Raw genomic sequence first — 22,840 nt, 5'->3', positions numbered from 1 at the left:
ATTTGATTTTAAATCACCCTAATCTTCCTTCAGTCTTGTCTTATGGTACTTTGGCTGCTTAAAAACTGTCCGGAGTATTGTTATTAAATAAACCTATTTTAAGACTTTTGGAACTAGGCTTATGATAATAAACACCTAGAATGTGATTCCATCTATTCTAATTAATAAATTTACTAATCTCAGCACTTAATCGAAAATTAATTCCCTTGATACAAATGAGTTTAACATCACTTTAATCCAGGTAAACTCCACCCTTGCACCACCTTTGTAACAGCATCTCTGGTAGCCTCTGCTCCAAAACCCCAAGCCATCAGTGCAGAATAATCGTTCCAAGGATTATTTCCAAAAGTAGGTTTATCAACATAAAGTTGGCTAAAACCTGCTCCGGCTAAAAACACGATCGCAATTATATAGCTACTCACAGTAAAAACCTTCAAACGTACATTCGCCCCGGACGCTTGCTCTTCCCAACTCAATAAGCTAGTAGAGGGTGCGGGTCCCAGTAAATTTATCATTATATCCCGGATTTGGACTCCTTTGGCGATCGCCCCTGTCACGTTTACTCCGAAATCGAGTTCTGTCGAATCTACCATATCTGCTTGCTGCGAAAGCAGTTCTGTAATTTCCGCGATCGCCCCTTCTACCTCATCCCTTAAATTAGCATCTTTTGTTAAATCAGCAGGCTGTAAGCTTTCTATCCGCTGTTCTAAATTTTGTACTTTAGGCTGCCAATTTTTTGCCTGTTCAACTGACAACTCCTCGCTCAGACTATGGAGTTTTTTTATCTTAGCTTGGAGTGAAAGATAAGAATTCACTTGTTCAGCTAATTCTTGGAGGCGATCGCGCAATTGCACGGGACTGTCTAAATCAGGAGCATCTCTTAGTGCATCTTCCAAACTGCGATGCACCGTCTGTACAAAAGGAACGCTCCGATCCAGATCCTGTAACTGCTGCTTAATTTCATCAGAATAACCTAACTGTGCCAACCAATCAGCACGACCTTTGAGCCATTTACTCTCGACTAACTCTGCTTGCTGAACTGCATTTTTAGCCTCGTCCCAGCGTTCCCCTTGAAGTGCCATTTTTACATCAATTAAATGTGCTTCCACTCTCGCTTTAAATGCCTCAAATTTTATAAAATCTGCATCATCTTGCATTTGGATGCGAACTTGGCTGACTCGAACTAAAATCTCATCCCGCGGTCTCCCTTGAGTCCGATAAATAGAAACACTGATGCCTAATGCTGACCCTACTAATAAGATGAGTAATGGTAAAAACCAATGGTCTTTCACTTTTATAGTTAAAGGGATAACTTGCTCTCCACCTTGGTAACTCAACCACAGCTTTCCGTTAAATTCTCCACTTCTAAGGACTTTATTCAGATCAAACTTTACCAAGGTCATCATGAGATTCTGGTTGGTTGAACTGACCGAAGGTTTTTCCACACTAATTGCTTGTGCCGGAAAAATACTATCCCCATCACTCCTATTTAAATCCAAGGGGATTAACTGCAAATTATTTATCGGCGTGTCAGTTTGCAGGACGATATTGCGAGTTGCAAGACTTCCACGCATCCCTGACACTGTGACTTGAGCAGGCTCAGCTACGACTTGACCTTGAGCATTAGCACTCATAGGTGCTAATAGCTCCAAGCTTGCTACTAATAATCCAATTGTTACTAGCTTCAAACTTAGGGAATAGTTTTTTTTAAAATTTTGGGTAATAAAATTTGCAAAAGGACTGACAATCTCCGCAATCTGGGTAATTTTTTCTTTGAGGTTAACCATAAATAACTCCTTTTTTCGTATTTAGCTAAAATTATCTAAGTGAGAATAAGTTTGAAACCAAACCCTCTCATTTTTTTTTCACTATTCACTAAATTTATTCAGAGGGCGAGCGCGTAACTTAAAGATTCAAGATTTGCCTGTTTATATGGCAAATAACCCGGCTTCTGCTCCGCTAACACGCCCTAAAAATAGAGGCTTTACGTAAGTCCTATATTCGTGATAAAGCTGATACTAGGAGCAAAAAAATATTCACCGCCTTTCATAGTAACCCACAAGCTAAAGTCATATTGTTCGGTTTCCGATTCGCCCCACTTTTTCGGCCATTTATGAGTTCCTATCGGTTGACCAGATGCCTTACCGCTAACCTGACCACTTAGCGGATCGGGTCCAACATTGATTTGGCAGAAGTTTTTTTGATTAGCCCATGCTGATTGGATAAAATTGAATTGATTTTCAATATTAGCTTGAAAACACAAAAATAGCAATCCTGACGCTGTTTCAGGTTCCTTTGTAAGGTCATTTTCTCCATAACTAAGGCCACGACGAACGATGCGATGCCGCCTTTCTAACTGTAAGGAATCTTCATAACTAACCGAAGATTCTACCCGTCCCGTATCTCCTCGCGGATTACTTTTACGGAGGTGAGAATGAAAAGGACACTTTGTTCCTTGTGTATCATCACTGTAATCGAAGTCGTTGAGGGTATCCAACGGTCGTATCGGGTTTGCATACAGAGGTTGATCTTTTAGAGTGAGTGGCGTTCCATCAAAGAACCGACCAACAACCATCGCACCAGCTAAATCGTCAGTTATATTTAGTTTGTTAGCTAGGTTTCGCTGGTCTTCACGAAATCCTTTGACATTTTGTTCGAGTTGGCGAAAGACCAAATAACTGCCGTAACTGTCTTCTGTTTTACCGTTGCGGTCTTTAACTAAGATCAGATCAAGAGACGCTCTAGGATCCCATTTGGTGAAGTCACAGCCATTTTCTTTTGTTAATTCAATTTCCTTTTTTAGAAATAAAGGTTGACTGATATTATCGACAAACCCAAAATGCTCAACAAATTGTCCTCGATAATTTTTGAGAATAAAACCATCCTGTCGGTTAACAATTTCGGCAACCTGACGCAGTTGTTGCATCGCTTTGTTAACTGTTTGTAGTAAGTCTACTAAGCTATCATCTGCCATTACTACTAAGGCATGAATGTCAGCTTGATATCCTAATTCCCATTCCTGAAAAGGTGGATCGCCTAACGAATTCTGAATAGCAGAATTTTTCATACCGGAACGAAAAGGTTGATCGCTAGGCATTTTGGCTGGAGGAATTTGCAGATACTCATAACCCTTACGTGATAAAAAGAAGTTGCTAAATACACCGCCATTGATGCGAGCTTCTCTATACCGACGTGCGCTATATGCCTGCTGGCTAGCAGATTTTACATACTTCTGGGCGAAATCTCGAATCCACTGCTTTGCCATATCCGTTTGCTCTCGCTTGAACTGCAAAAACAGATACACGCTATAATCTCGTCCATGAGAGTTGAGGATGTTGCCCTGTAAATCTTCAAGTAATTCTTTATATTTACCCGGATTATCTGGGTCAATACCTTCGCCATTTCCAGGTAGGCTTTGCAAATCTTCGTGTGTTAGTGTCATTGTATTGACTCCCTTATTCTAGAGTTTAGAGCGGACTGTTGCTGCGATGCTGATGTCGCAATAAATAACAAATTTTGAGGATGTTTAGAGCTTACGTAAAGAAATCCGGTTTCTAGCCTTGTCAAGCGTAAGCTCTAATGTTTTTAAGCAGTAGCTTCTAGCTTCACCATCTTGGCGTGGGAAGGTTTGCCTACATCATTTAGGTAGAAGATCATGTAGTACCCGGGCGGGTAAAGATGGGGGTTTTTTGGTGCTTTAAAATCGATTTCAGACTGCTCCCCCAAAGCTATTTTTTCAATCGGCAACTCAACCAATCGCTGGCCAAAATCGAAAGAATGTGTTTCTGCGCCCAGCTTGACCAAGACTAAAGAACCGTTTTGCGTAGCATCCTTGACTGATATCTTGTCCAATTGACTATATTTGAGAATGCTAGGAACTTCTACAATCTCAGGTCGAGAACCAGGTTTGAATAGGTAGGGGGGACTAAAAATTTCAGCTTGCCAAATTTCAGCAGGTACAAAGGGTTCTGCGTCACCCTTAGCAAAATAACTTTGAGGAGATTTGTAATACTCTTCCAGACTAAATTCTTTAGCCTGACCTAATTTGTCGGTTAGCTCTGCTAGGATGAAGTTGTTTGCAGCATCTCGCCCGATGTCAACGTGAAGAGTTCCATCTTTTTCCCGTGCTACCCGATTACCATTACCACCAATCGTTAAAACACGAGCATCTGGTAACAAGATAGCTCCATTATGATAAAGTCTGGGTAGTTTGGCGGAATTCATTGACTTGGTGCTGTAACCTCCTGGAGCCTGGGAATTAGGAGTCATGAGTACAGGCTCATAGATAGGCTTGTATTCTGGATATTCACCACCATTGGCTACTAAAATTTCCTTGCTGGGCAGAATCACTGCTTCCACATTGGCGCGAGGTTTGTCTAGAAACTTCTCTACAGTTTCCCACTTGCCGTTCTTTTCTTTACTTTGTTCGGGAGACACCCAACGCTGTAAACTAGAGGCAACTTTAGCTCCTGGATAGTTATCTGTTTTACCCCCGCGTCCAAAATTGATATCGTTGGTACCGATCATCCCAGCGATTAGTAATACATCTTCAGAGTTGGGAACTTGGATCGCAGTTCCGTAAGCTTTAGAAGTTTCAAATCTTTCAGGGCCAACTTCAAAACTGACAGATAATTTACCTTCTTCGTCTTCAGAGACGGACATTAAGTAGCTTTTCTTGCTTTTAGTTGGAACTAAAACATTGGCAATGCCCGCTTCATCCCCAGTAATCAAAAGTCTACCGTCAGCAGTTGGAAAAACTCTAGGATAGAGGTCAATGGTATCGTAACTATCAGCCCCTTCGACGTAGGTATTGAAGGGACTGTTATCGATTTCTGTAAGGTCGATGTAGTGAAATTTTTTACTTTTAGGGTCGTAGATTTCGATACTGGGGTTAATTTGATTGGGTGCATTAAGTTTTAGACCCGAAAAAATTACGATTTTGCCGTCGACTAGGGACACTAAAGTTGGATACCAACGGCCCTCTTTCAGTTGACCCGCAGGCGACCACTCCCCTGTTTTCCAATTATAAATATTGGCTTGCCTAGATCCTGTAAATCGTCCGCCAGGGTAATAACGTCCAGTTCCACTAATAAATAAGACATTGCCATCGGCTAGTTGCAAATGACCAGCGCAAAATAAATCGTTGCTCTCCCCATATTGCATGGCCGGTGGAGAAACAATGCGCTCAAATTGCTTGGTTTTAGGATCGAAAAGGGAGGCATTGTTAATAGAATCATAGTCTCCTGCTCCCACCCCTTCTATAAAGACATCTTCCCCTTTGTCATTCTTAATTAGAGTGTTCCGAAAGCTACTGCCGTTAACGCTCAAAACCTTTCCATTGGGAAGGAGTACGGTATGAACAGACTGCATCCGGCTTTCTGGAGGAGCCATTGGGATGGTTTCCCATGCTCCCATTTCTTCTTGAGAACCGACTAGGGGAGATGCGATCGCCTGCTGCCATCCACAGATGGTAAAAGTTGCAGTTAAGATCAAAACAAGAAAAAGCGAGATCAGCTCCGTTCGTTTTATTGATTTTTTGAGTATCATAGTTGCCTTTTGTGGAATTTTCCGAAATCCTGAAAAACCTGCTTGATTTAGGAAACTGTAGTTCTATGTCTTGCTCAGTAATCTCAGGCTTTCAGTTACGCTTACAGAAATAGAACTGTTTTAGTCAAAGTTGCACAACAATGAGTGGTTGTTAATGGAGTGGCAAGCCTGAACCAATTATCGTTCAGAGGGCTTGTCACTCCGCCATAACCTAATTACTGATTTAGCGAACTAATGTAGTGTTTCAAGGTTCTGATGTTCTCTTCATAGGAAGATTGATCGTTTAACAAAATGTTGCCACTATCTACAACAAACTTGAATGGTAGCTCTCGTTCCCCAAAAAAACTAACAAATTTGTCCGGCTTAAAGGTATCTGTTTTTGAAAGAATTGACCAGTCCAGTTCTTTATATTCCTCAAGTTCAGCAATTTTATATTCGCTTGCCTCAATCTCCTGGTAGCGTATATCTTCGATGTATTGATTGAGCGTTGCAATGTTCTCGTCATAGGCACTGGAGTCGCCAAGTGGAAATTGATTCTGAAGATAAAACTTGAATGACAGGTTTCGCTGATTGAAAAAGGCAAGAAATCCATCTGGCTGAAAGGTATCACCATTTAGACCAATTGACCAGTTCTGTTGCTGGTAATTCCTGAGTTCAACAATCATGTTCTGAGCAGCTTGAATCTCTTCTTTAGGGACTCCCCGAAATACGATATCGCAGCAGGGAGCAGGAGCAAAAGACTTAAGGAAACTCATGCTGGGAGCAAATAAATATTCCCCGCCTTTCATTGTTACCCAATGAACAAAGTCAACTTCCGTCTGCTCTGACTCGCCCCACTTAGTTGGCCACTTATATGTCTCTTTGACATCTTTTCCTTGCTCATCTCTCTTTTCAACACCAATAACGACATCTGTGCCTGTTTTTTCCTTCACAAAGTTAGGGTTTTTAACCCATTTGTTCTGCATTAAGTTGAACTGATTCTCTAAATTAGCTTGGAAGCACATAAACAGCAGTCCAGCATCCTTTTCTGGCTTTTCGCTGGGGAGAGACCCATAGTTAATTCCCCGACGAACGATCCGATTCATCTTCTCCTTTTCTAGAGAAACCCCGGATGGGATTAGCTTCTCTATATCGCCACGAGGATTAACCTTGCGAGCATGGGATTGGAAGGGACACTTGAAACCTTGCAGATCGTCTATATAGTTGAAGTTGTTCTCTTCGGGCTCCTGATGGCTTGGAGTCTTTTGCAGGACGACTGGTGTTCCATCCTGAAAGCGTCCCATCGTGTATGCTCCTGCTAAATGTGGATCTGCTGGGCCAGAACCTTTGAGCTTCTCAGCCAAGTTCTTAATATCTTCCTGCCAAGCTTTAACGTTTTGTTCTAGTTTGCGGTACACCAAGAAGCTGCCGTAACTCTCCCCTTTTTTACCCAAAGGGTCTTTGCACAAAACCAAGCTGAGGGGGGCGCGGGGGTCCCATTTGGAAAAGTCGCTATGTTCTCTTTCCTTGTCAATATCTCGCTTAAAGAACAACGGTTGACTGACTCCATCTCGGAATCCAAAATGCTCGGTTTCTGCTCCAGTATCAGAACTTCTGAGAACGTAACCTATTTCCTCGTGGACAATTTCGGCAATTCCATTTAGCTGTTGTTTTATTTTCTCTGCTTTGTCTGCCAATAGAGCAGGCTGCTTACGCAGCAGATTCTGATTCTTCCGTTCTAAAAGTTTTGCTTCTTTACTTCTTGGGCCTACGATTTTATCAGATGCAAGTAAGACAAGAGCATGAATTTCATTTTTAAAACCTTGTTCCCATTGGTTGACATCATCGCCGAGTTCTTTCTGAATATCGAGATGTTTCATCCCCTTTTGGAATGATTTTCCATCAGGAAACAAGTCATTTTCATACCCTAAATATATGTAACCAGCCTGTGTCAAAAAGAAGTTGGCAAATATTTTACCTGGTACGTCTTTATTCTGTCGATAAAGTTTTGTCTCCTCAGCTTGCGCTAGTGCTGAGGTGACATATTTGTGAGCAAAATTGCTAATCCATTGTTTTGCAGTTGCCTCGTCGCAGGTAAATTTCAAAAACAAATGAACAGCATGGTTACGTCCGTGAGATTTGAGGATGTTGCCTTGTATTTCATCTAATAAGTCATCAAATTCAAGCTTATCAAAACTGGTAACAATTTCGTCGATCTGGTTAATTTTTGCGCTGATATCAGTCATATCTAACTCCTTGGTTTTAGCCTTTTGTGAATTTTTTAAATCCTGAAAAACCGGCTTGATTTAGGAAAGTTTAGTTCCAGATGCTGCTCAGTCATCTCAGGACTTCAGTTGCGCCAGCAGAAATAGAACTGTTCTACTCAAAGTCTTACAACCGTTCTATTTGTGCTGTTTGGAGGTTATTTGATTTAATTCCTTTCGAGTGACCGTGATCGCCTCTCTGGCAATGTCGTAGGCACTTGGGTATTGATTCTCAGGATCTTCTCCAGGTATCCAAAACTTGCGTCGAGTCAGACGAAGGGAATTAAGAAAATCTGGGATAGCATTAAAAATCTCGATCGCCATTGGTCCCTTATAGACTTTGAGAATAGGTTTAAACAGGGACTCCCAAGGAATCCAACTTGTATGCACAGCTCCTCGATCCGGAGGAGAAACTTGGACGTAATGAAGCCGCCCCTCATCTGCAAGCCAATTTACTTGTTCTTCAAAAATCTCAGGTCCGTCACCATCAAGGATTTCGTGAGCACTATCGATCACAACACCAACTTGTTTGCTCTCAACTTTCTTAAGAAACTCAATTAATTGTGATAACTTGTTAGGACCTGGAGTTTCCCAGTGAGTTATTGGCTCGATCGCCAATTTGACGTTTTTATCCTCTGCATATAGGCCTAACTGATTTAGGATCGGTTGCGCGTTAGTATAGCGAACTGCAAGCTCATTTTGGAGTTCGTCACTCCACATGGAATTATTGAAGTATCCGTAAGGTACAATTAACGGCCCCATCATAATTTCACCCCGTAGCGCAGCAGTGATGTCAACCCGAGCCTTAAGATACTCCAAGGCTTCTTTCTGTACCTCTGGGGAAGGTGAACTCGGATCGAATCTCGGAGTAGTACCGACGTTTGTTGCTATTGCTACATCACTCAATCCTTCATCGTCCATAGCACACCGCAGGTTAGCGTAATTCTCAATTTCTTGTGGATAATCTTTAGGCTCCCCTGGTGCGATCGGAAACTCGAAGCCAGTGTAACCGATTTTATTCAGCTCTTTCATGTGCTGGATGACAACTTTTCTATACTCGGAGTCATGAGGTTTCAGATTAGTTGTAAACATGAAAAAGCTAAGATAGATATCCTTGGGAACGAACATCTGGTCACTCATGTTAGGATTCCTTCCTGTTGTATGTATCATCAAATAATCGGGGGCGTTTTGAAAGAAGAATCATTATTGATGCTGAACTTTTTACTAAACCCGCCCCGACACTCTACCGCTAACTTTTTTAAGTAAAGCTTAGCCTTACAAAGGCTTTACATTCCAAATCTGGCGATCGATTTTCCAGATGTCTCCCTCTTTTTTCATTAACCAGAGTGCTCGAAATTTGACTTCCTTAGATGGACTCCCATCGTGCGGGTGAATCGTGGCTTGAGATATACCGATGACATAACCAAAATGACCCATCACTTCGATTTCTTCAGCGACGAAGATTGGATCGATATCTTGGTTAGCGATCTGAGCGGCAAAGCCTTCAACAATCTGAGGAATTCCGAGGCGATCGCTTTGATCTGGTGGCATCCAGAGAGCAGCTTCGGTGTACATCTCTGCATAACCCTGTAGGTCGCGTGACCTAACATTTGCTGCATAGACTTCTTCAAAGACCTCTCTGATCTTCTCTTTATCGTTACTCACAGCTAAACTCCGGTTGAGGCACTCTAAATTTTTACGAGAGAACAGCCCAGACCTACTTCGTTAAGGTCTGGGTTCTGTTTTTGCTACAAACCAGTCACTTCGCGTAGATAACTACGAGCAATTACCGCGTCTTTCAAAGGATTAGTGTTATGAGGGTCTTGTTCTGCCTCCACCATCAGCCATCCTTCATAGTCAGCTTTAGCAAGCTCTTGTAAAATTGGTTGAAAATCAATTGCGCCCTTAGAATCTCCCGGAACGGTAAATATCCCTGCGCGGATGGAATCTAAAAAGCTACGACCCGTTTTTTTGGATTCGTCTAAAACTGACTGACGAATATTTTTCAAGTGAACGTGCTTGATGCGATCGGCATATTCTTTAGTGACGGCCAGTGGATCGACTCCTGCGTAGTACAAATGACCAGTATCGAGCAGCAGCTTAACAGTTTTGGGATCTGTACCGCTCATTAAGCGATCGATATCAGCCAACTCTTCTACTCCCGTACCAATATGGGGGTGATAGACCAACTGCATACCGTTTTCCTTGGCTAATTTACCAAGCTTGTTCAGCCCTTTTAATAAATCCGACCATTGCTGGTCAGTAAAATGCGGTCTCTCAGTTAAAGGGTCTACACCTGGCTTTTGATGAACAGCACCCCCCAATTCAGCTACCACAATCTTTGTACCACCCATATCCTTCATGAATTTTACTTGTTCATTGAATTCTTTAAGAGTTGCATCCTCCTGTCCTGGCTCAGTAAACTTAGTACCGACCCAAGGTTCAGAAATCCTCACGTTACGAAGTGCTAACTCGCTTTTTAAAACCTCTTTCTGATCTGGATATTTTGGATATTTAGGTGACATTTGCGTCCCTACGAAGCCAGATAGCGCTATTTCACTGAGAATCTGCTGGTAAGGGATCGGAGGGGTCAGATCGATAGTAAGATCGTCACTATTACTCCAACCCGTTGGCGTAATGCCTAAAGTGACTTTTGTGCGATCGAATGTTGGGTCTAAGAGCGCAGGTTTAGACAAAGGGGGAACCACAGACACCAAGCCCGAATCGTTTCCAGTTCTAGCAGCAGTGGCAGGAAGGGTTAAGCTAGTTATCCCTAGAAAGAGAAAGACAACTAACAGCACAGATAAACGACCAATAGCTTTAATTTTCCAGAAAATAGCAGATTTTTTCATTTTACGCTCCTTATTTGCCATCATGACTTAGTGTTTCCTAACCTTTGATTTTGACTTCATGAATTGGTGACGAATAGAAGATTTAAAAGGATGTTTGAGATACCCTTGCAAGGATGGGCGTTCAAATATTCTTTAGCCTCATCCTCATGATTATCTGTAAGGATTTCAACCTCACGACTCGGCCCCAAACCGCGACACATCTCCGTTATAAGTAGTCCCATCAGGCATAAGTGCATTAAACAGATCGGCTTCATAGAGCTTAGTTCCCTGAAGAGTTGCAGATGATAACTTGGTATTTCTCAGGTAGCTACTGGAAAAATCTGCATTTGATAAATTGGAGCGAGAAAGAACTGCTCCTTTTAGTTGTGCATTTTTTCCCAAAGCATCAGACAAATCTGCGTCAGATATAATAGCGGCTGTTAAATCGGCACCAGTTAAATCGGTCTTTAAAAATTTTGCCTTACTCATCAGAGCATTATACAAATCTGCATGAGAAAGATTAGCCCCCGTTAGGTCAGCTTTTGATAAGACGATCTCTGTGAGGTTAGCACCCGAAAGATTGGCTCCCGTTAGATTAGCTTCTTGAAGGTTGGCACTCTTGAGGAGAGCACCTGAGAGATTGGCGTTGGATAGATTTGCTCCAATGAGTGAGCTGCCATATAAACTTTGATTGGATAGATCCGCTCCTGATAGATCGCAGCTATTACAGGCGTTTGTCTCAAGCAACTTACTGCGAGCTGTTGTAACAAAAGCGTTAGCGGGCAAACTAAAGATCGTTAAGCTAAGGAGAATTGAGAGGGTAATGGTAGAAAGTCTACGAAACCAAGTGGTAATATTCATGTGCGTACTTAGAATTAGGATTTTTGGGCAATTGGATCTGGAAAGATGGGTCTTTTTTCAGAGGTTGAGTGAGGGGCTAAACATTGTTAGCCCTACCCAAATTGACCGTTAGACTCTGCTAAGGCTGACTGAAGGAACTTCGCTCCAAGTAGCGTATCCCTGGCCTTTCGCGCCTGGTGGGTTAACACCAATCGCTGGCCATAAGAGTCCTTCTGGATAGGCTTGTGGACTGGGAATAAAGGTTTTATCGTTTTCTTTAGTCCCAAAAACCTCTCGCCAATCTTGTGGTAGTTGATACCAAGTTGCCACATACCAAAGCTTGATAATATTGCGGGCGATCGGTCCAAATTTTTCAGACCCAAAAATTTCAGTAAGAAGCCCCTTTGTCAAGGTTGACTCTTTATCCTTGTCATCGCAGTTCTGGACTTTTAGATCAAGGTGATGAAAGGTTTGTAACAGTTCACCAAACATATCTTCACCAATGATGTCCCGAACGGTATTAAAATAAAGAGGAGCTTGTCCGGTTCCGAATAGATGAAACCTAGAAAAACCAGTTAAGACCACTGAAAAATCGAGAAAATACTCTAGAAACTCAGGTGCATTAATATCCATGAGTTGTTTACCTCCACAAAAGTTTTAGATCGGCAAGTGGGTTGAAAGATAGGAGAGAAAGGGATCTCGATTAGTCTAATCGGAAGATAGGAGCAGCATTAACCCCATTCATACCCGGCATAGGATTCCGAATTAGGTGACTAGCTTGTTCCTTAAGTCGGAACATTCCCCCAACCGCAGGAATCAACTTCTTAGGATGTCCGTCAAAAGCGTCTTCAATATCTGCCAAGAACTTACTGTAGCCTTTCTGGAATTCTTTGGCTGCCTCATACACTTCTGAGCCTTTAGGATAATCGCTAAGTGTGGCATTGGGCTTAAGTGGATAAACTGCGTCCCAATCTATTTCAAAAAAGGCACCCGTGGGATCGTTGGGTCGATCGGACTGTTCGGGATCGTCCTTGTTGATGACATAATGTTGTTTTTTTTGTAGCTGTTGAAAACGATAGTAATGACCTAATTCTCGTTCTGCGTCATAGATAGCCCCGACTCTTGACCCCTCACCCTGCTCTTGAATTACTGTTAAGGCCCGGATTGCTGAATCCAGATCTGTTACTGGAATGATGTCTCCACCACCGTTATAGTAATATGCGGGAGTAATTTGCCGCTGAGGATCGCCACAAAACAGATCGTTACCCATCTGTTTATGGAGTGCAAACAGACCGCGAACGATCTCTGCATAAAATGCGCCAATGCTGTAGAAAGTCAAGTTCGGATCATCGGCGTTGAGAACCTGCAGTATATTTTCTTGTTGGTCTTTAGACACAAGTAATGGCTTGTCTTCGGAGACATCTTCTTCTCCCCGTTCAATATTAAGAAAAGTCCCTACAGCCTCTGGGGAAAATTTTATTAAACCCACTTCAAAGTCTGTCTCTCCCGTTGGTAAAGGGGTAGGATAGTGCGGAACAAAATCTGGTGCTGTTAGAGTTGATTTAATCTTTCCTCCCACTGCATTCAAAACATTCGCTACTAGGGTTAGGTGTAGCATTTCTTCTACAGCTACTGCCCGAATAATATGGAAAGCATCTAAATTAGTTCCGGGTTTGATGGAGTAAAGTGCAGTGATGTAAGGGGGAATAGTTGCGTGTTCCAGCTTCATAGCTTGTCCGAGATAGTAACGCAACTCTTCTACCGTTGTAATTACTTTTAAACTATTCTCTGTGGTCATACATACCTCTCATCTGTTGACAATGTGTTCTTGATTCTTGAAGGAAGGGATAATTATTTAGTCGCAAATACTAAGACTTTAAATCTTTAAGCATTTGCTCGGCAGCTTTAAAACTTAATGCGGCCAGGGTAACAGTTGTATTTGAACTACCGATGGTTGGCATACTTCCTGCACCAAGTAGGTAGAGGTTATTATGATCCCAAGAACGCAGAGCGTTATCAACAACCGAGTTGTATTTCGTCGTGCCCATGATATGAGTTCCAGAAAAGTGATTTCCCCCTCGGTAGAAGTAACCTTCACCCTCAAACTCAAAATAGTAGTCGTCTGAGCGATCGTACTGGGTATAATCTTCGGCTCCCAAACGCTGGAAGATCACACGAGAGAGTTTTCGGGTATAAGCAAGAGTTCTGAGAGAGTAGTCCGGTAGGTTGAAGTTAATGACAGGGCGATAATTACCCAGTTGATCCTTATACTTCGGATCGATGGTTACTCGGTTATTGGGATCGGGGGGTAACTCGCACATAAAAGCCAGGAGCAGTTGTCGTGAAATCCGACTAATCAATGTCTGGCGCAGTTCTTCGCCATATTTATTTTTATTGTCGATCGCATCCCGCACTTCAACGTCGGCAGATCTCCCTGCCCATCCCCAACCATCATTGTGAATATCTACCGCAAAAGCGGATTGGTGGTGACGAAAAGGACCGTTACGAAATGTTCCAATTCCTGATGTAACAATAGGCCCTCGCATAGTGCCAGTTACTTCAGGCATCAAGGCCCAAGCTAAGGTAAAGGGGTGATCCATTAGATTACGACCCATCAGTCCACTGGTGCTAGGCAATTCAGAAGCCAGCATCAGCCGAGCATTTTCGACTGCATTAGCTGCTAAGACAAATAATTTCCCCTTGGCGGTTCCTGTCGTGTGTTGAGGAGAATTGGGGTCATCATAACGCTTATAGTGAATGGCGCTGACACGACCGGTTTCGGGATTAATTTCTACTCGAAAAGCGACCGCTTGGGAGAGTACATGAACCCGACCCGTTTGGAAGGCTTTAACTAAAGTTCTGCGAGCATCATATTTAGCTTGAACCGGACAGAGGGGAACACAGTTGGCGTTCCCTTGGCAACGTTCCCCATACTGAACAGGGTTGGTCGCGGCAACTGAATCGGGCACAAAGACGTTACCTTTATCGTATTTAGGATTGGGTACACCATTACGACCTTGAGGAAAAGTTGCGAAGCTTAATTCAAGTTTCTCGCCATAGAGTTCAACTTTAGTCCCCTTAACTTTCTCAATTACTTTCTGATCCAAGTAAGAAGGGGGAAGTTTTTCCATGGGGAAAACATAACCATCTTCAAATTTTAGACCTAGTTTTTTTTGCTCTTCTACGTCCCCACAAACCCCAATCTCATACTCCGCTTTGCGGTAGTAGGGCATAAGATCCTCATAGCTAATCGGCCAGTCAAGACCTTGGCCGTAGAGAGTCCGTAACTTGAAATCATCTGGTAACATCCGTGGGGTTTTCGCTTCCCAGTGCATCGTTGTCCCACCAGGAACCCGTGTATAGGAACCCCCAAGTTTCATCGGACCTCTTTCTACAAAATAGTCATTCATGTCCGTAGGACTGGGAGCATTAGGATTTTTGGAATAGGGGGAGTTGGGGTTTTTCTCCACTGCTTGGTAGAAGGTATCAACGTAACTTTGAAAACCCTCAAGGGTGAAATCTTTACTTTTTCCTGCCTCAAGTATTAAAACTGTTTTTCCTTGTTGACTCAATTCTTTGGCAACAATGGCTCCCGCGATACCCGCTCCTACGATGACGACATCATAAGTCGTTTGAGAGACAGTATCGGAATCGACAGTGGTTACAGTTGTCTGACTTTGACTCATTGGTTACTCCTTAGCCCAAAAATGGGAATTTAGAAACTATTTAGCGGGATGATTGGGAGAAAGTGTCCGAAAAAACCTATCATAAACGGGGGGTCTTTCGTACTTATGTTACTGTTCATAGATTTCAAGTGGTAAGTCATCGGGATCTTTGAAAAAAGTAAAAGATTTGCCTGTTAATTCATCAACTCTCACTGGTTCAACACTTATTCCTTTTGATTCTATATAAGCAACAGATTCTGTTAGGTTTTCTACTTCAAAGGCTAGATGTCGTAGTCCACAAGCTTCAGGACTATTGACTCTTGAAGGAGGATTAGGAAAAGAAAAAAGTTCTATTTGGTCATGATCTCCTACTTTTAAATCTAGTTTGTAAGAATTTCGTTGTTCTCTAAATGTCTCCTTAATTATGGAGAATCTGAGTACATTTGTGTAAAAATTTTTAGACTTTTCATAGTCAGAGCAAATAATCGCTACATGATGAATTTTTTTTGATTTCATGTTTTCAATCCTAGCTTTTTAGATGAATTTGGCTTGACGGGGTTGTTACCCCGTCAAAACTCGCTATCCAGCCTATTTAACTTTCTGGCGACTTATTTTGTGCAGGGTATTCTCCCCACTGCTGAATTAGCTTTGCCACTACACCAGTCCAGCCAGTTTGATGACTAGCACCAAGTCCAGCACCATTATCTCCATGAAAATACTCGTAGAAAAGAATCAAGTCGCGCCAATACGGGTCGGTTTGAAATTTGTCAGTGCCGCCATAAACAGGTCGCCAATCGTTGGAGGAGGAGGGCTGAGATGGATCTTGAGAGGGATTGGGAGCGGGTTTTTTAAGAAAGATACTTGTTATTCGGCGAGATAACTCCATCGAGACTTCCCACAGGTTCATCTCTGTGATTTCCCCGTTCGCGTTCGGACACTTGACTTTTATTTCATCTCCCCAATAGTAATGAAACTTCTGGAGCGACTCAATAATTAAAAAATTCACAGGCATCCAAATAGGGCCACGCCAATTAGAATTCCCACCAAACATTTTATTCGGAGATTCTGCAGGAGCGTATTTTACCTCATTTTTTGTATCCCCTACTTGCAATACATAAGGATGCTGGTCGTGGTATTTTGACAAAGCGCGGATACCGTAATCGCTCAAAAATTCAGTGGAGTCTAACATTTTTTCCAAGATAAATTTCAGCCGATCTTTATTCACTAACGACAAATACAAGCCTTTTTGGTTATTGGGAAGAAGTTGAATATTGCTGTGTTCGGTTAGCTCGGTGCGATTATTAATAAACCAATACATCCGGTCTTTGAAATCGCAAGTTAAATATTTTTCCACAATTTCTTGGTCAATTGTTTCCACAGCAAACATTGGGATCAGCCCGACCATTGATCGCACTTTCATTGATATCGCCCCTGAAGGATCCGCACCAACTACCGTACCCGGAGGAGCTTTGAATATGTCGTAGTAAAATTTGTCAGCGTCGTTCCATATATTGACATTCCCTCCAATTTTATTCATGGCATCTGCTATCAACAGGAAATGCTGAAAAAATTTGGAGGCCATATCTTCGTAGTTGGCTCTGCCAGATTGCCTCACCAGTGTCTCATAAGTTTTGAGCAGTTCTTGATCATTTTGATCGAGAGCCACCTGCTTATATTTTTGGCGCAGTTTTTCATAGGTTTTCGCCAATTCCTTATCTTTTTTTGCCAATTCCGTGGCAATTTTCAGCATATTGAGACAGTACATCCCCATCCAGCTAGTACCATCTGACTGCTCTATAGTTACGCCCGCAATTCCAATGTTACTCCGGTCTATTGCCCCAATGTTGTCTAATCCTAGAAATCCGCCTTGGAAGATATTTTTTCCTTCCGCATCTTTCCGGTTAACCCACCAGGTAAAATAGAGACATAACTTTTGGAAAACATCTTCCAAAAAATTGGTATCGGCTAGACCGTACATCTTTTCTTCTATTTTGTAAACCCGCCATGCAGCCCAAGCGTGGACTGGCGGATTTACATCCCCAAAATTCCACTCATAAGCTGGCATTTGACCGTTAGGATGCATATACCATTCCCGCGTGAATAGATATAGTTGATTCTTCGCAAAATCTGGATCTATCAGCGCAAAAGTAATCGTATGAAAAGCCAAATCCCAAGCAGCAAACCAAGGATATTCCCATTTATCTGGCATTGAGATAATATCTTCATTAAATAAATGATTCCACTCGTGGTTTCTGCTCTGTTTACGATTTTCTGGTGGCTGCGGTGGATTTGGATCGCCATCGAGCCAGTCAGATACTACATAGTAGTAAAATTGCTTGCTCCACAACATCCCGGCAAAAGCTTGTCGCTGCACGGAACGCATATCATCTGAGATCGGATGCGGACATACAGCCTGATAAAATTCATTGGCTTCCTGCTGTCGCTGGCGGAAGATATTATCAAAAGCAGTCCCGAATGGGGACTCTAAATTTTCTAAATCGCTAAGGCGCAAGCGCACAATTTTTGTTTCCCCAGGAGGCACTATTAATTCGTAATGTGCTGAGGCTTTTGTTCCTTCCTGGAAATTTACTGTCTTTGTCTGACCGGAAGACAGAATATAATCGTTGATGCCATCTTTGACATAGGTAGAAGAATTTTATCCCCAGCCAAATCTTTTTTTATTCGTTTCGTTTTCTGTGTAGAGGAGTTCTTTGGGGGCCTCGCAATATAGCCATCTTTTCTTTTCTACCCCTCCATCTTCACTTTTTTCTAAACGTCCATCTTGACACCAAACTTCTATTACGCTTAAGTTAGGGTCGGACTTGACTGTATTTAAGGATTTTTTACCTTTTTCTTCTTTTTGCTTAGTGTCTTTTACCCACGACCAAGTATTGCGGAACCAAATTGTCGGTAAAAGATGTAGTTTGGCTTGTTCTTTGCTCCGATTACTGACAGTAATTTGGATCAGAATATCTTCGGGTGAATTTTTGGCGTATTCTACGGAAACATCAAAGTACCGATTTTCATTAAAAATACCCGTATCCATTAGCTCGAATTCAAAAGATCCTGGATTGGAGTTCCGCCTTTGATTTTCGTCAACTAACCAGGCATAAGGAAACTTTTCTTGCGGGTATTTATACAGACAACTCATGTAAGAATGAGTGGGGGTATTGTCTGTATAAAAGTAATATTCTTTGACATCTTCTCCGTGATTGCCTTGGCTACCAGTTAAACCAAACAGCCTTTCTTTGATGATGTCATCTTTTTCGTTCCACAGAGCGATCGCAAAACAAACATTCTGGTGATTATCACAGATGCCAGCAATACCATCTTCACCCCAACGATAGGCACGAGAACGAGCTTGCTCGTGGGTAAAATAGTCCCAAGTAGCATTCTGATCCGGGCCGTAATCTTCCCGCACGGTTCCCCACTGGCGATCGCTCAAATATGAACCCCAGCGCTTCCAATATTTTTTCTTCTCGCGGTCTTCTGCTAATCTTTTTCCTTCCGCTGTCTCTTGAATTGATGTCATGGCTTTTTTGGGTTGTGTAATGCTTGCTGATATTGATTTAGTTTTTCGGCGTTGCTAAATACAGGTATGAATTCAAGATTTGGGCATTGCCATAAGCCAATTATGGTGAGTTTTGTAAGGCTTTCCTGAGTTTTAGCTGATAATAAAAATAAAACTTCCGTGGTACAGGCCCGAAAGCTTGCGTGAGCGAGACGCTCACACTACCGTTTCCAGCACCAATTCGGAACAGTCAATTTATTCGTCTACTTAGGAGTGGCGGACGACAATATTGATGAGGCGCTATGTCCTTTTAATTAACTGTCATGGCACAAAATTATCATACCTTAGATAGATGACAAAGCAATCCGTATTTATACTCAGGGTTGGCTGGAGCAGTTGGAAAAGTGGTAGTGCTTTTATGTAAAGGATGGAAAATAATAACTCTAAGTCCAATATTTTGAGGAGTCTCATCATCAAACCCTATTTGATTTGTCCCACTTGTGGTTCTGACGATGTGATGAAAAATGGCATGACTCGTCGTGGCAAACAAAATCACAAATGTCGCGACTGTGGCCGCCAGGAAAGTCGAAAACCCGAAGTTGGCAAGCCAAGGACATGGACACGACACCTTGGTAAAAATTGGGCGTTGCTGATTCAGGGTATGAATCAACTTTTCTCGGAAGTTACAAAACTCACCCGACTTGGCTTATAGCAATTGGGAAATCTTCCATTCATACCTGTATTCAGCAACGCCCCCGATGCCTATGCTCCTGAAACGATTCCTGAAGTCGGTGAACTCGATGAACTGGAAACTTTTGTGGGGTCAAAAAAAAATCTGGCTGTGGACGGCGGTTGACCACTTTAAGGCAGGGATATTAGGGTGGGTTTTAGGCGATCATAGTGCTGAGACCTTCAAGCCTTTGTGGGCAGTTGTGGCCACCTGGCAGTGCTACTTCTACGTCACCAATGGGTGGTCTGTTTATCCGGGTTTTATCCCTGAAGGCGACCAGAGTGTGAGTAAAACGGCGTTGCTTAATCAGGGGATGAAAAAAATAACTTGAAAATCCCGAAGTTTTGTGGATACTGGTTTCTCTGACTTGCATATTGAGCCAGTCATACCCTAAATCAGCAACGCCAGTAAAACTTACATGACCCGAGTGGAAGGGGAAAACACTCACTTACGCCATTATTTGGCTCGATTATATCGGAAGACGTTGTGTTATTCCAAATCAGTAGAAATGTTAGCGCATTCAATTCGATTGTTACTTCACTACCTCAAGTTCCGAGAGGTACCATTCCTCAGCCCATCATAGACTGATTCAGCAACGCCCGATTTCCTACGGGATAACTTCGCTATGCGTACTCATCTCCAGATAAGTAGCTAGACAAAATTAATTACATAGTTTTCTCCAAATTCTTTCAGGATTTTTTCCACAGAGGTAACAAAAGTACCCCAATTCTTGTAAGCAGATATCTCAATCCATTCATACTTAATAAACCGCCATAAAATTTCAATTAAATTTAATTCTGGAGAGTAAGAAGGCAACTCAAAGAGAGTAATATTACGTTGTTTCCACTCTTCAAGTTTGTCAACAATAGCATCACTGGTATGAATAGAAGCGTCGATCTGTGACAATCACCGTTGGCTTATATACGGTGGAATAAAAAGCATCAATACAGGCAATAACCACATCTGAATTAATACTTTGAGATGAAATATAAGTTTCAAGATGGTTATTTCGATTCATAATTCTTAGTACATTCATTCGCTGACTACGACGACTAGGAATTGTTAAATATTCTCCGATGTCCTGCCAGCCATAGGGGACACAAGGAATCAAACAAAATCCCGTTTCATCCAAGTAATATAAATCATCTATTTTACCCTGCTCATCCAATTGCTTTAATTCTTCTAATTGCGCCTTTTTCTCTTGATATTCCTGGGCTGGAGGCGTTCCTGCAACTCCTTTTCGCATACGATGCCAACTCATATTTAGAGTTTTTAGTATTCTTTTAATTGTTTTTGTACTGGGAGTTATGCCCCAGGTTTCTTGAACTTTTTGGCTAACATTTTTTAATTGCCTTGGTTCTTGTTTAGCCCACTCTTTAATTTGGGCTTTCTGCGAAGAGCTAAATAGTGGCTTAGAACCTCTTCCTGGTTTATTATAAAGTCCTATCATTCCCTCTAATTCCCACCGATTGAACCAGTTATAGAGGGTCTTATAACTTATGCTGAAAATATTCATTAACTCTCCTTTTTTTACTCCTTGCGAAGCTAATATGAGGCAATGTGCTCGTTGACGTACCTGATGATGTCGGCTTTGGCGATAAATTCGCTGTAACAATTTAGACGAAAGAGGGTTTATTTCTCTGATAAACATCATATGAAATTGTAATTAACTCATAATTTTGCCGGAAATATCATTATACTATATATTTGTGTAATTAATTATGTCTGACTACTTACCAGTCGCATAAATCTTGAATTATTCGCTCAGACATCTAGACGTTTAGATGATTAGAGAAACGGCTGGTGATGTGACCCCCGACAATCACAACTTCGAGAGAGCGAATGGGGGGCAAACTATCGCAGTGCAGCAACTGCTTGATTTTTGGGAAGATCCACCTCCTCCAATCACCTGTAACCGAGCGCTACGTTGTTATCGTTCATTAGCCGAGCCAACCCGACTCATAACTCGCTCAATACGGCATCATTTTAAACGTTCAATCATTCAAGCATCTAGACATTTAGATGATTAAAGGATAAAGTTGAGTTAATCAACGTATCGATAAACCTATGATCGTGACAATCGCCTCATTCAAGGGCGGAGTCGGCAAGACAACTACAGCACTGCATTTAGCGGCTTATCTACAAACCAAAGCGCCCACGCTTTTGGTAGATGGCGACCTTAACCGCAGTGCTTTGGATTGGGCTGCGCGGGGCTCCCTCCCGTTCAAAGTAGTGGATGAAAAGCAAGGAGTTCGCTTTGCCAGAGATTACGAGCACATCGTGATAGACACGCCGGCTCGACCCGAACCCGACGAACTCAAAACTGTAGCTGAAGGTTGTGACTTGCTGATTTTGCCGAGTTCTCCCGATGCGATGGCCCTCACCGCGATGCTGCAAATGGTGGAAGCTCTGCATTCCCTAAAATCTAATTACCGCATTTTGCTCACCCTCATCCCACCTGCGCCTAGCAAAGTCGGGATAGAGTCTCGGAGAACGATCGAGAAAGCCCTGTTGCCGATATTTAAAGCTGAGGTCAGGCGGCTAGCAGTATTTCAAAAAGCAGCGCTCGCTGGGGTTCCCGTAAGTGCTGTCAAAGATGCCTACGCTAAAGCTGCTTGGGGTTGTTACGCCGCTGTTGGAAAGGAGATACTGCCGTGAGCCGCTTTGATGATTTACTGAAGGCCAAGAAACTCAAACCCGGTGAACCTGACCTTTCACCCAGTGCGGCGCTATCCAAAAGCAAAGACCCCAACTTTGTTCGCACTACAGTTTACCTGCCAAAACAACTGCACCGCCAACTTAAATCCGCAGCAGCGCAGTCAGGCCAGGAAATGAGCGAGCTGGTGGAAAAGTCAGTGGATCAATACCTCCAAAAGTTCAATCCTGACGACAGCTTCTAAACATTTAGATGTTTGAATGTTTAAAGTTTAGAACCTGGTTAGCTCAGGAAAAGTCAGTGGATCAATACCTCCAAAAGTTCAAGCCTGACGACAGCCTCTAAACATTTAGATGTTCAAATGGTTAGACATTTGAACATCTCTCACCTAAAAGTACAGAATTCCGCGCTGTGGAGCGCGTGCTGCATTCATTGGATGGTCAAGCTGCTGATAAGCTTGGCATGAGCGATGAGAAGGGGAGCTGCTGACAGTGAGGAAATTGTGGCAACGGGGGGCGATCGCCAAGAGTGTTAATAGGGATGATTAGCGACTGGAATCTAGCTGCGCCATCACCCCCTCTCGGCTTCCTCAAATTGGTCTTGAGAAACCAAAAGGGTGCAGCAACCCAAACCAAGCACCAGAGAACCACTCAGCGAGCGCCATTAATAACCGCAGCTTACGTCTGGGCAATCCCAGTAATGCAGCTCCCAGTGTTGCGAGCATCGACAACTACTTAATGTGGCGTTGCTGAATTACGGTATGATACGGGCAAAAATACGAGAGGGAACCCGAAAATGATTTTTGAGATTTTGATGG

General features: G+C 42.5%; 17 protein-coding genes and 2 pseudogenes. 4 read left to right on the top strand and 15 right to left on the bottom strand.

Annotated features, from left to right (window positions below; translation table 11 throughout):
- Nucleotides 1–227 precede the first annotated feature (227 nt).
- The 14 genes from QUA99_RS22670 to QUA99_RS22605 form a co-directional block, all read right to left on the bottom strand.
- Nucleotides 228–1,787 (bottom strand): hypothetical protein, encoded by a 1,560-nt coding sequence (locus QUA99_RS22670; RefSeq protein ID WP_333241149.1) that lies wholly within the window; start codon nt 1,785–1,787, stop codon nt 228–230.
- Between the two features lie 197 nt (nt 1,788–1,984).
- On the bottom strand, nt 1,985–3,442 hold the full coding sequence (locus QUA99_RS22665; RefSeq protein WP_333241148.1) for a Dyp-type peroxidase: 1,458 nt from the start codon (nt 3,440–3,442) through the stop codon (nt 1,985–1,987).
- 143 nt (nt 3,443–3,585) lie between these two features.
- Nucleotides 3,586–5,493, bottom strand: coding sequence for a galactose oxidase early set domain-containing protein (locus tag QUA99_RS22660; RefSeq protein ID WP_333343539.1), 1,908 nt, complete (start codon nt 5,491–5,493; stop codon nt 3,586–3,588).
- 269 nt (nt 5,494–5,762) lie between these two features.
- Complete coding sequence (locus QUA99_RS22655; protein WP_333241146.1) at nt 5,763–7,772, bottom strand: hypothetical protein; 2,010 nt, start codon at nt 7,770–7,772, stop codon at nt 5,763–5,765.
- 156 nt (nt 7,773–7,928) lie between these two features.
- Nucleotides 7,929–8,930 carry a sugar phosphate isomerase/epimerase family protein gene (locus tag QUA99_RS22650; protein WP_333241145.1) on the bottom strand — a complete coding sequence of 334 codons (1,002 nt, stop codon included), beginning with the start codon at nt 8,928–8,930 and terminating at the stop codon, nt 7,929–7,931.
- Between the two features lie 135 nt (nt 8,931–9,065).
- On the bottom strand, nt 9,066–9,455 hold the full coding sequence (locus tag QUA99_RS22645) for an SgcJ/EcaC family oxidoreductase (RefSeq protein WP_333241143.1): 390 nt from the start codon (nt 9,453–9,455) through the stop codon (nt 9,066–9,068).
- A gap of 83 nt (nt 9,456–9,538) precedes the next feature.
- Nucleotides 9,539–10,666 carry a myo-inosose-2 dehydratase gene (iolE, locus tag QUA99_RS22640; protein WP_333241142.1) on the bottom strand — a complete coding sequence of 376 codons (1,128 nt, stop codon included), beginning with the start codon at nt 10,664–10,666 and terminating at the stop codon, nt 9,539–9,541.
- Nucleotides 10,667–10,813: 147 nt separating this feature from the next.
- Nucleotides 10,814–11,482, bottom strand: a complete 669-nt coding sequence (locus tag QUA99_RS22635) for a pentapeptide repeat-containing protein (RefSeq protein WP_333241141.1) — start codon at nt 11,480–11,482, stop codon at nt 10,814–10,816.
- 108 nt (nt 11,483–11,590) lie between these two features.
- Complete coding sequence (locus QUA99_RS22630; RefSeq protein WP_333241139.1) at nt 11,591–12,094, bottom strand: hypothetical protein; 504 nt, start codon at nt 12,092–12,094, stop codon at nt 11,591–11,593.
- A gap of 70 nt (nt 12,095–12,164) precedes the next feature.
- Nucleotides 12,165–13,259 (bottom strand): ferritin-like protein, encoded by a 1,095-nt coding sequence (locus tag QUA99_RS22625; RefSeq protein WP_333241138.1) that lies wholly within the window; start codon nt 13,257–13,259, stop codon nt 12,165–12,167.
- A 70-nt stretch (nt 13,260–13,329) separates the two neighbouring features.
- Entirely contained in the window at nt 13,330–15,147 is a 1,818-nt protein-coding gene (locus QUA99_RS22620; RefSeq protein ID WP_333241136.1) for a GMC family oxidoreductase, read from the bottom strand.
- A 108-nt stretch (nt 15,148–15,255) separates the two neighbouring features.
- Complete coding sequence (gene gloA2 / locus QUA99_RS22615) at nt 15,256–15,642, bottom strand: SMU1112c/YaeR family gloxylase I-like metalloprotein (RefSeq protein ID WP_333241135.1); 387 nt, start codon at nt 15,640–15,642, stop codon at nt 15,256–15,258.
- 76 nt (nt 15,643–15,718) lie between these two features.
- Complete coding sequence (locus tag QUA99_RS22610; RefSeq protein WP_333241134.1) at nt 15,719–17,644, bottom strand: MGH1-like glycoside hydrolase domain-containing protein; 1,926 nt, start codon at nt 17,642–17,644, stop codon at nt 15,719–15,721.
- A 138-nt stretch (nt 17,645–17,782) separates the two neighbouring features.
- Nucleotides 17,783–18,658 (bottom strand): hypothetical protein, encoded by an 876-nt coding sequence (locus QUA99_RS22605; RefSeq protein WP_333241132.1) that lies wholly within the window; start codon nt 18,656–18,658, stop codon nt 17,783–17,785.
- Nucleotides 18,659–19,121: 463 nt separating this feature from the next.
- On the opposite strand from QUA99_RS22605, the pseudogene QUA99_RS33230 reads away from it, so the two are divergent.
- Nucleotides 19,122–19,221, top strand: a pseudogene (locus QUA99_RS33230) (transposase-like zinc-binding domain-containing protein); the annotation flags it as partial.
- 194 nt (nt 19,222–19,415) lie between these two features.
- Nucleotides 19,416–19,950, top strand: a pseudogene (locus QUA99_RS33225) (IS1 family transposase); the annotation flags it as partial.
- Nucleotides 19,951–20,018: 68 nt separating this feature from the next.
- Here the strand turns inward: QUA99_RS33225 and QUA99_RS22585 are convergent.
- Nucleotides 20,019–21,021 (bottom strand): IS630 family transposase gene (locus QUA99_RS22585; protein ID WP_333241128.1). Its coding sequence is split into 2 segments (ribosomal slippage): nt 20,019–20,258 and nt 20,260–21,021, totalling 1,002 coding nucleotides; the frame shifts between segments, so codons are not numbered across the junction.
- A gap of 413 nt (nt 21,022–21,434) precedes the next feature.
- Here QUA99_RS22585 and QUA99_RS22580 point away from each other — a divergent pair.
- Nucleotides 21,435–22,025, top strand: coding sequence for a ParA family protein (locus tag QUA99_RS22580; RefSeq protein ID WP_333241126.1), 591 nt, complete (start codon nt 21,435–21,437; stop codon nt 22,023–22,025).
- Nucleotides 22,022–22,267, top strand: a complete 246-nt coding sequence (locus QUA99_RS22575) for a CopG family transcriptional regulator (RefSeq protein ID WP_333241124.1) — start codon at nt 22,022–22,024, stop codon at nt 22,265–22,267. Before QUA99_RS22580 ends, QUA99_RS22575 begins: the two co-directional genes overlap by 4 nt.
- Nucleotides 22,268–22,840 lie beyond the last annotated feature (573 nt).

The organism is Microcoleus sp. F10-B2, from assembly GCF_036704965.1.
In the GTDB taxonomy this organism is placed as follows: Bacteria; Cyanobacteriota; Cyanobacteriia; order Cyanobacteriales; family Microcoleaceae; genus Microcoleus.
Note: the sequence above shows the minus strand (reverse complement) of the source record. Positions and strands in the feature narration are given on the sequence as shown.

Excerpts from the sequence above, each read along its gene's own strand:
- gloA2 (WP_333241135.1), bottom strand. The coding sequence starts at position 15,642 with ATGAAATCAAAAAAAATTCATCATGTAGCGATTATTTGCTCTGACTAT.
- QUA99_RS22655 (WP_333241146.1), bottom strand. The coding sequence starts at position 7,772 with ATGACTGATATCAGCGCAAAAATTAACCAGATCGACGAAATTGTTACC.
- QUA99_RS22650 (WP_333241145.1), bottom strand. The coding sequence starts at position 8,930 with ATGAGTGACCAGATGTTCGTTCCCAAGGATATCTATCTTAGCTTTTTC.
- QUA99_RS22670 (WP_333241149.1), bottom strand. The coding sequence starts at position 1,787 with ATGGTTAACCTCAAAGAAAAAATTACCCAGATTGCGGAGATTGTCAGT.
- QUA99_RS22620 (WP_333241136.1), bottom strand. The coding sequence starts at position 15,147 with ATGAGTCAAAGTCAGACAACTGTAACCACTGTCGATTCCGATACTGTC.
- QUA99_RS22580 (WP_333241126.1), top strand. The coding sequence starts at position 21,435 with ATGATCGTGACAATCGCCTCATTCAAGGGCGGAGTCGGCAAGACAACT.
- iolE (WP_333241142.1), bottom strand. The coding sequence starts at position 10,666 with ATGATGGCAAATAAGGAGCGTAAAATGAAAAAATCTGCTATTTTCTGG.
- QUA99_RS22665 (WP_333241148.1), bottom strand. The coding sequence starts at position 3,442 with ATGACACTAACACACGAAGATTTGCAAAGCCTACCTGGAAATGGCGAA.
- QUA99_RS22605 (WP_333241132.1), bottom strand. The coding sequence starts at position 18,658 with ATGACATCAATTCAAGAGACAGCGGAAGGAAAAAGATTAGCAGAAGAC.
- QUA99_RS22635 (WP_333241141.1), bottom strand. The coding sequence starts at position 11,482 with ATGAATATTACCACTTGGTTTCGTAGACTTTCTACCATTACCCTCTCA.
- QUA99_RS22630 (WP_333241139.1), bottom strand. The coding sequence starts at position 12,094 with ATGGATATTAATGCACCTGAGTTTCTAGAGTATTTTCTCGATTTTTCA.
- QUA99_RS22625 (WP_333241138.1), bottom strand. The coding sequence starts at position 13,259 with ATGACCACAGAGAATAGTTTAAAAGTAATTACAACGGTAGAAGAGTTG.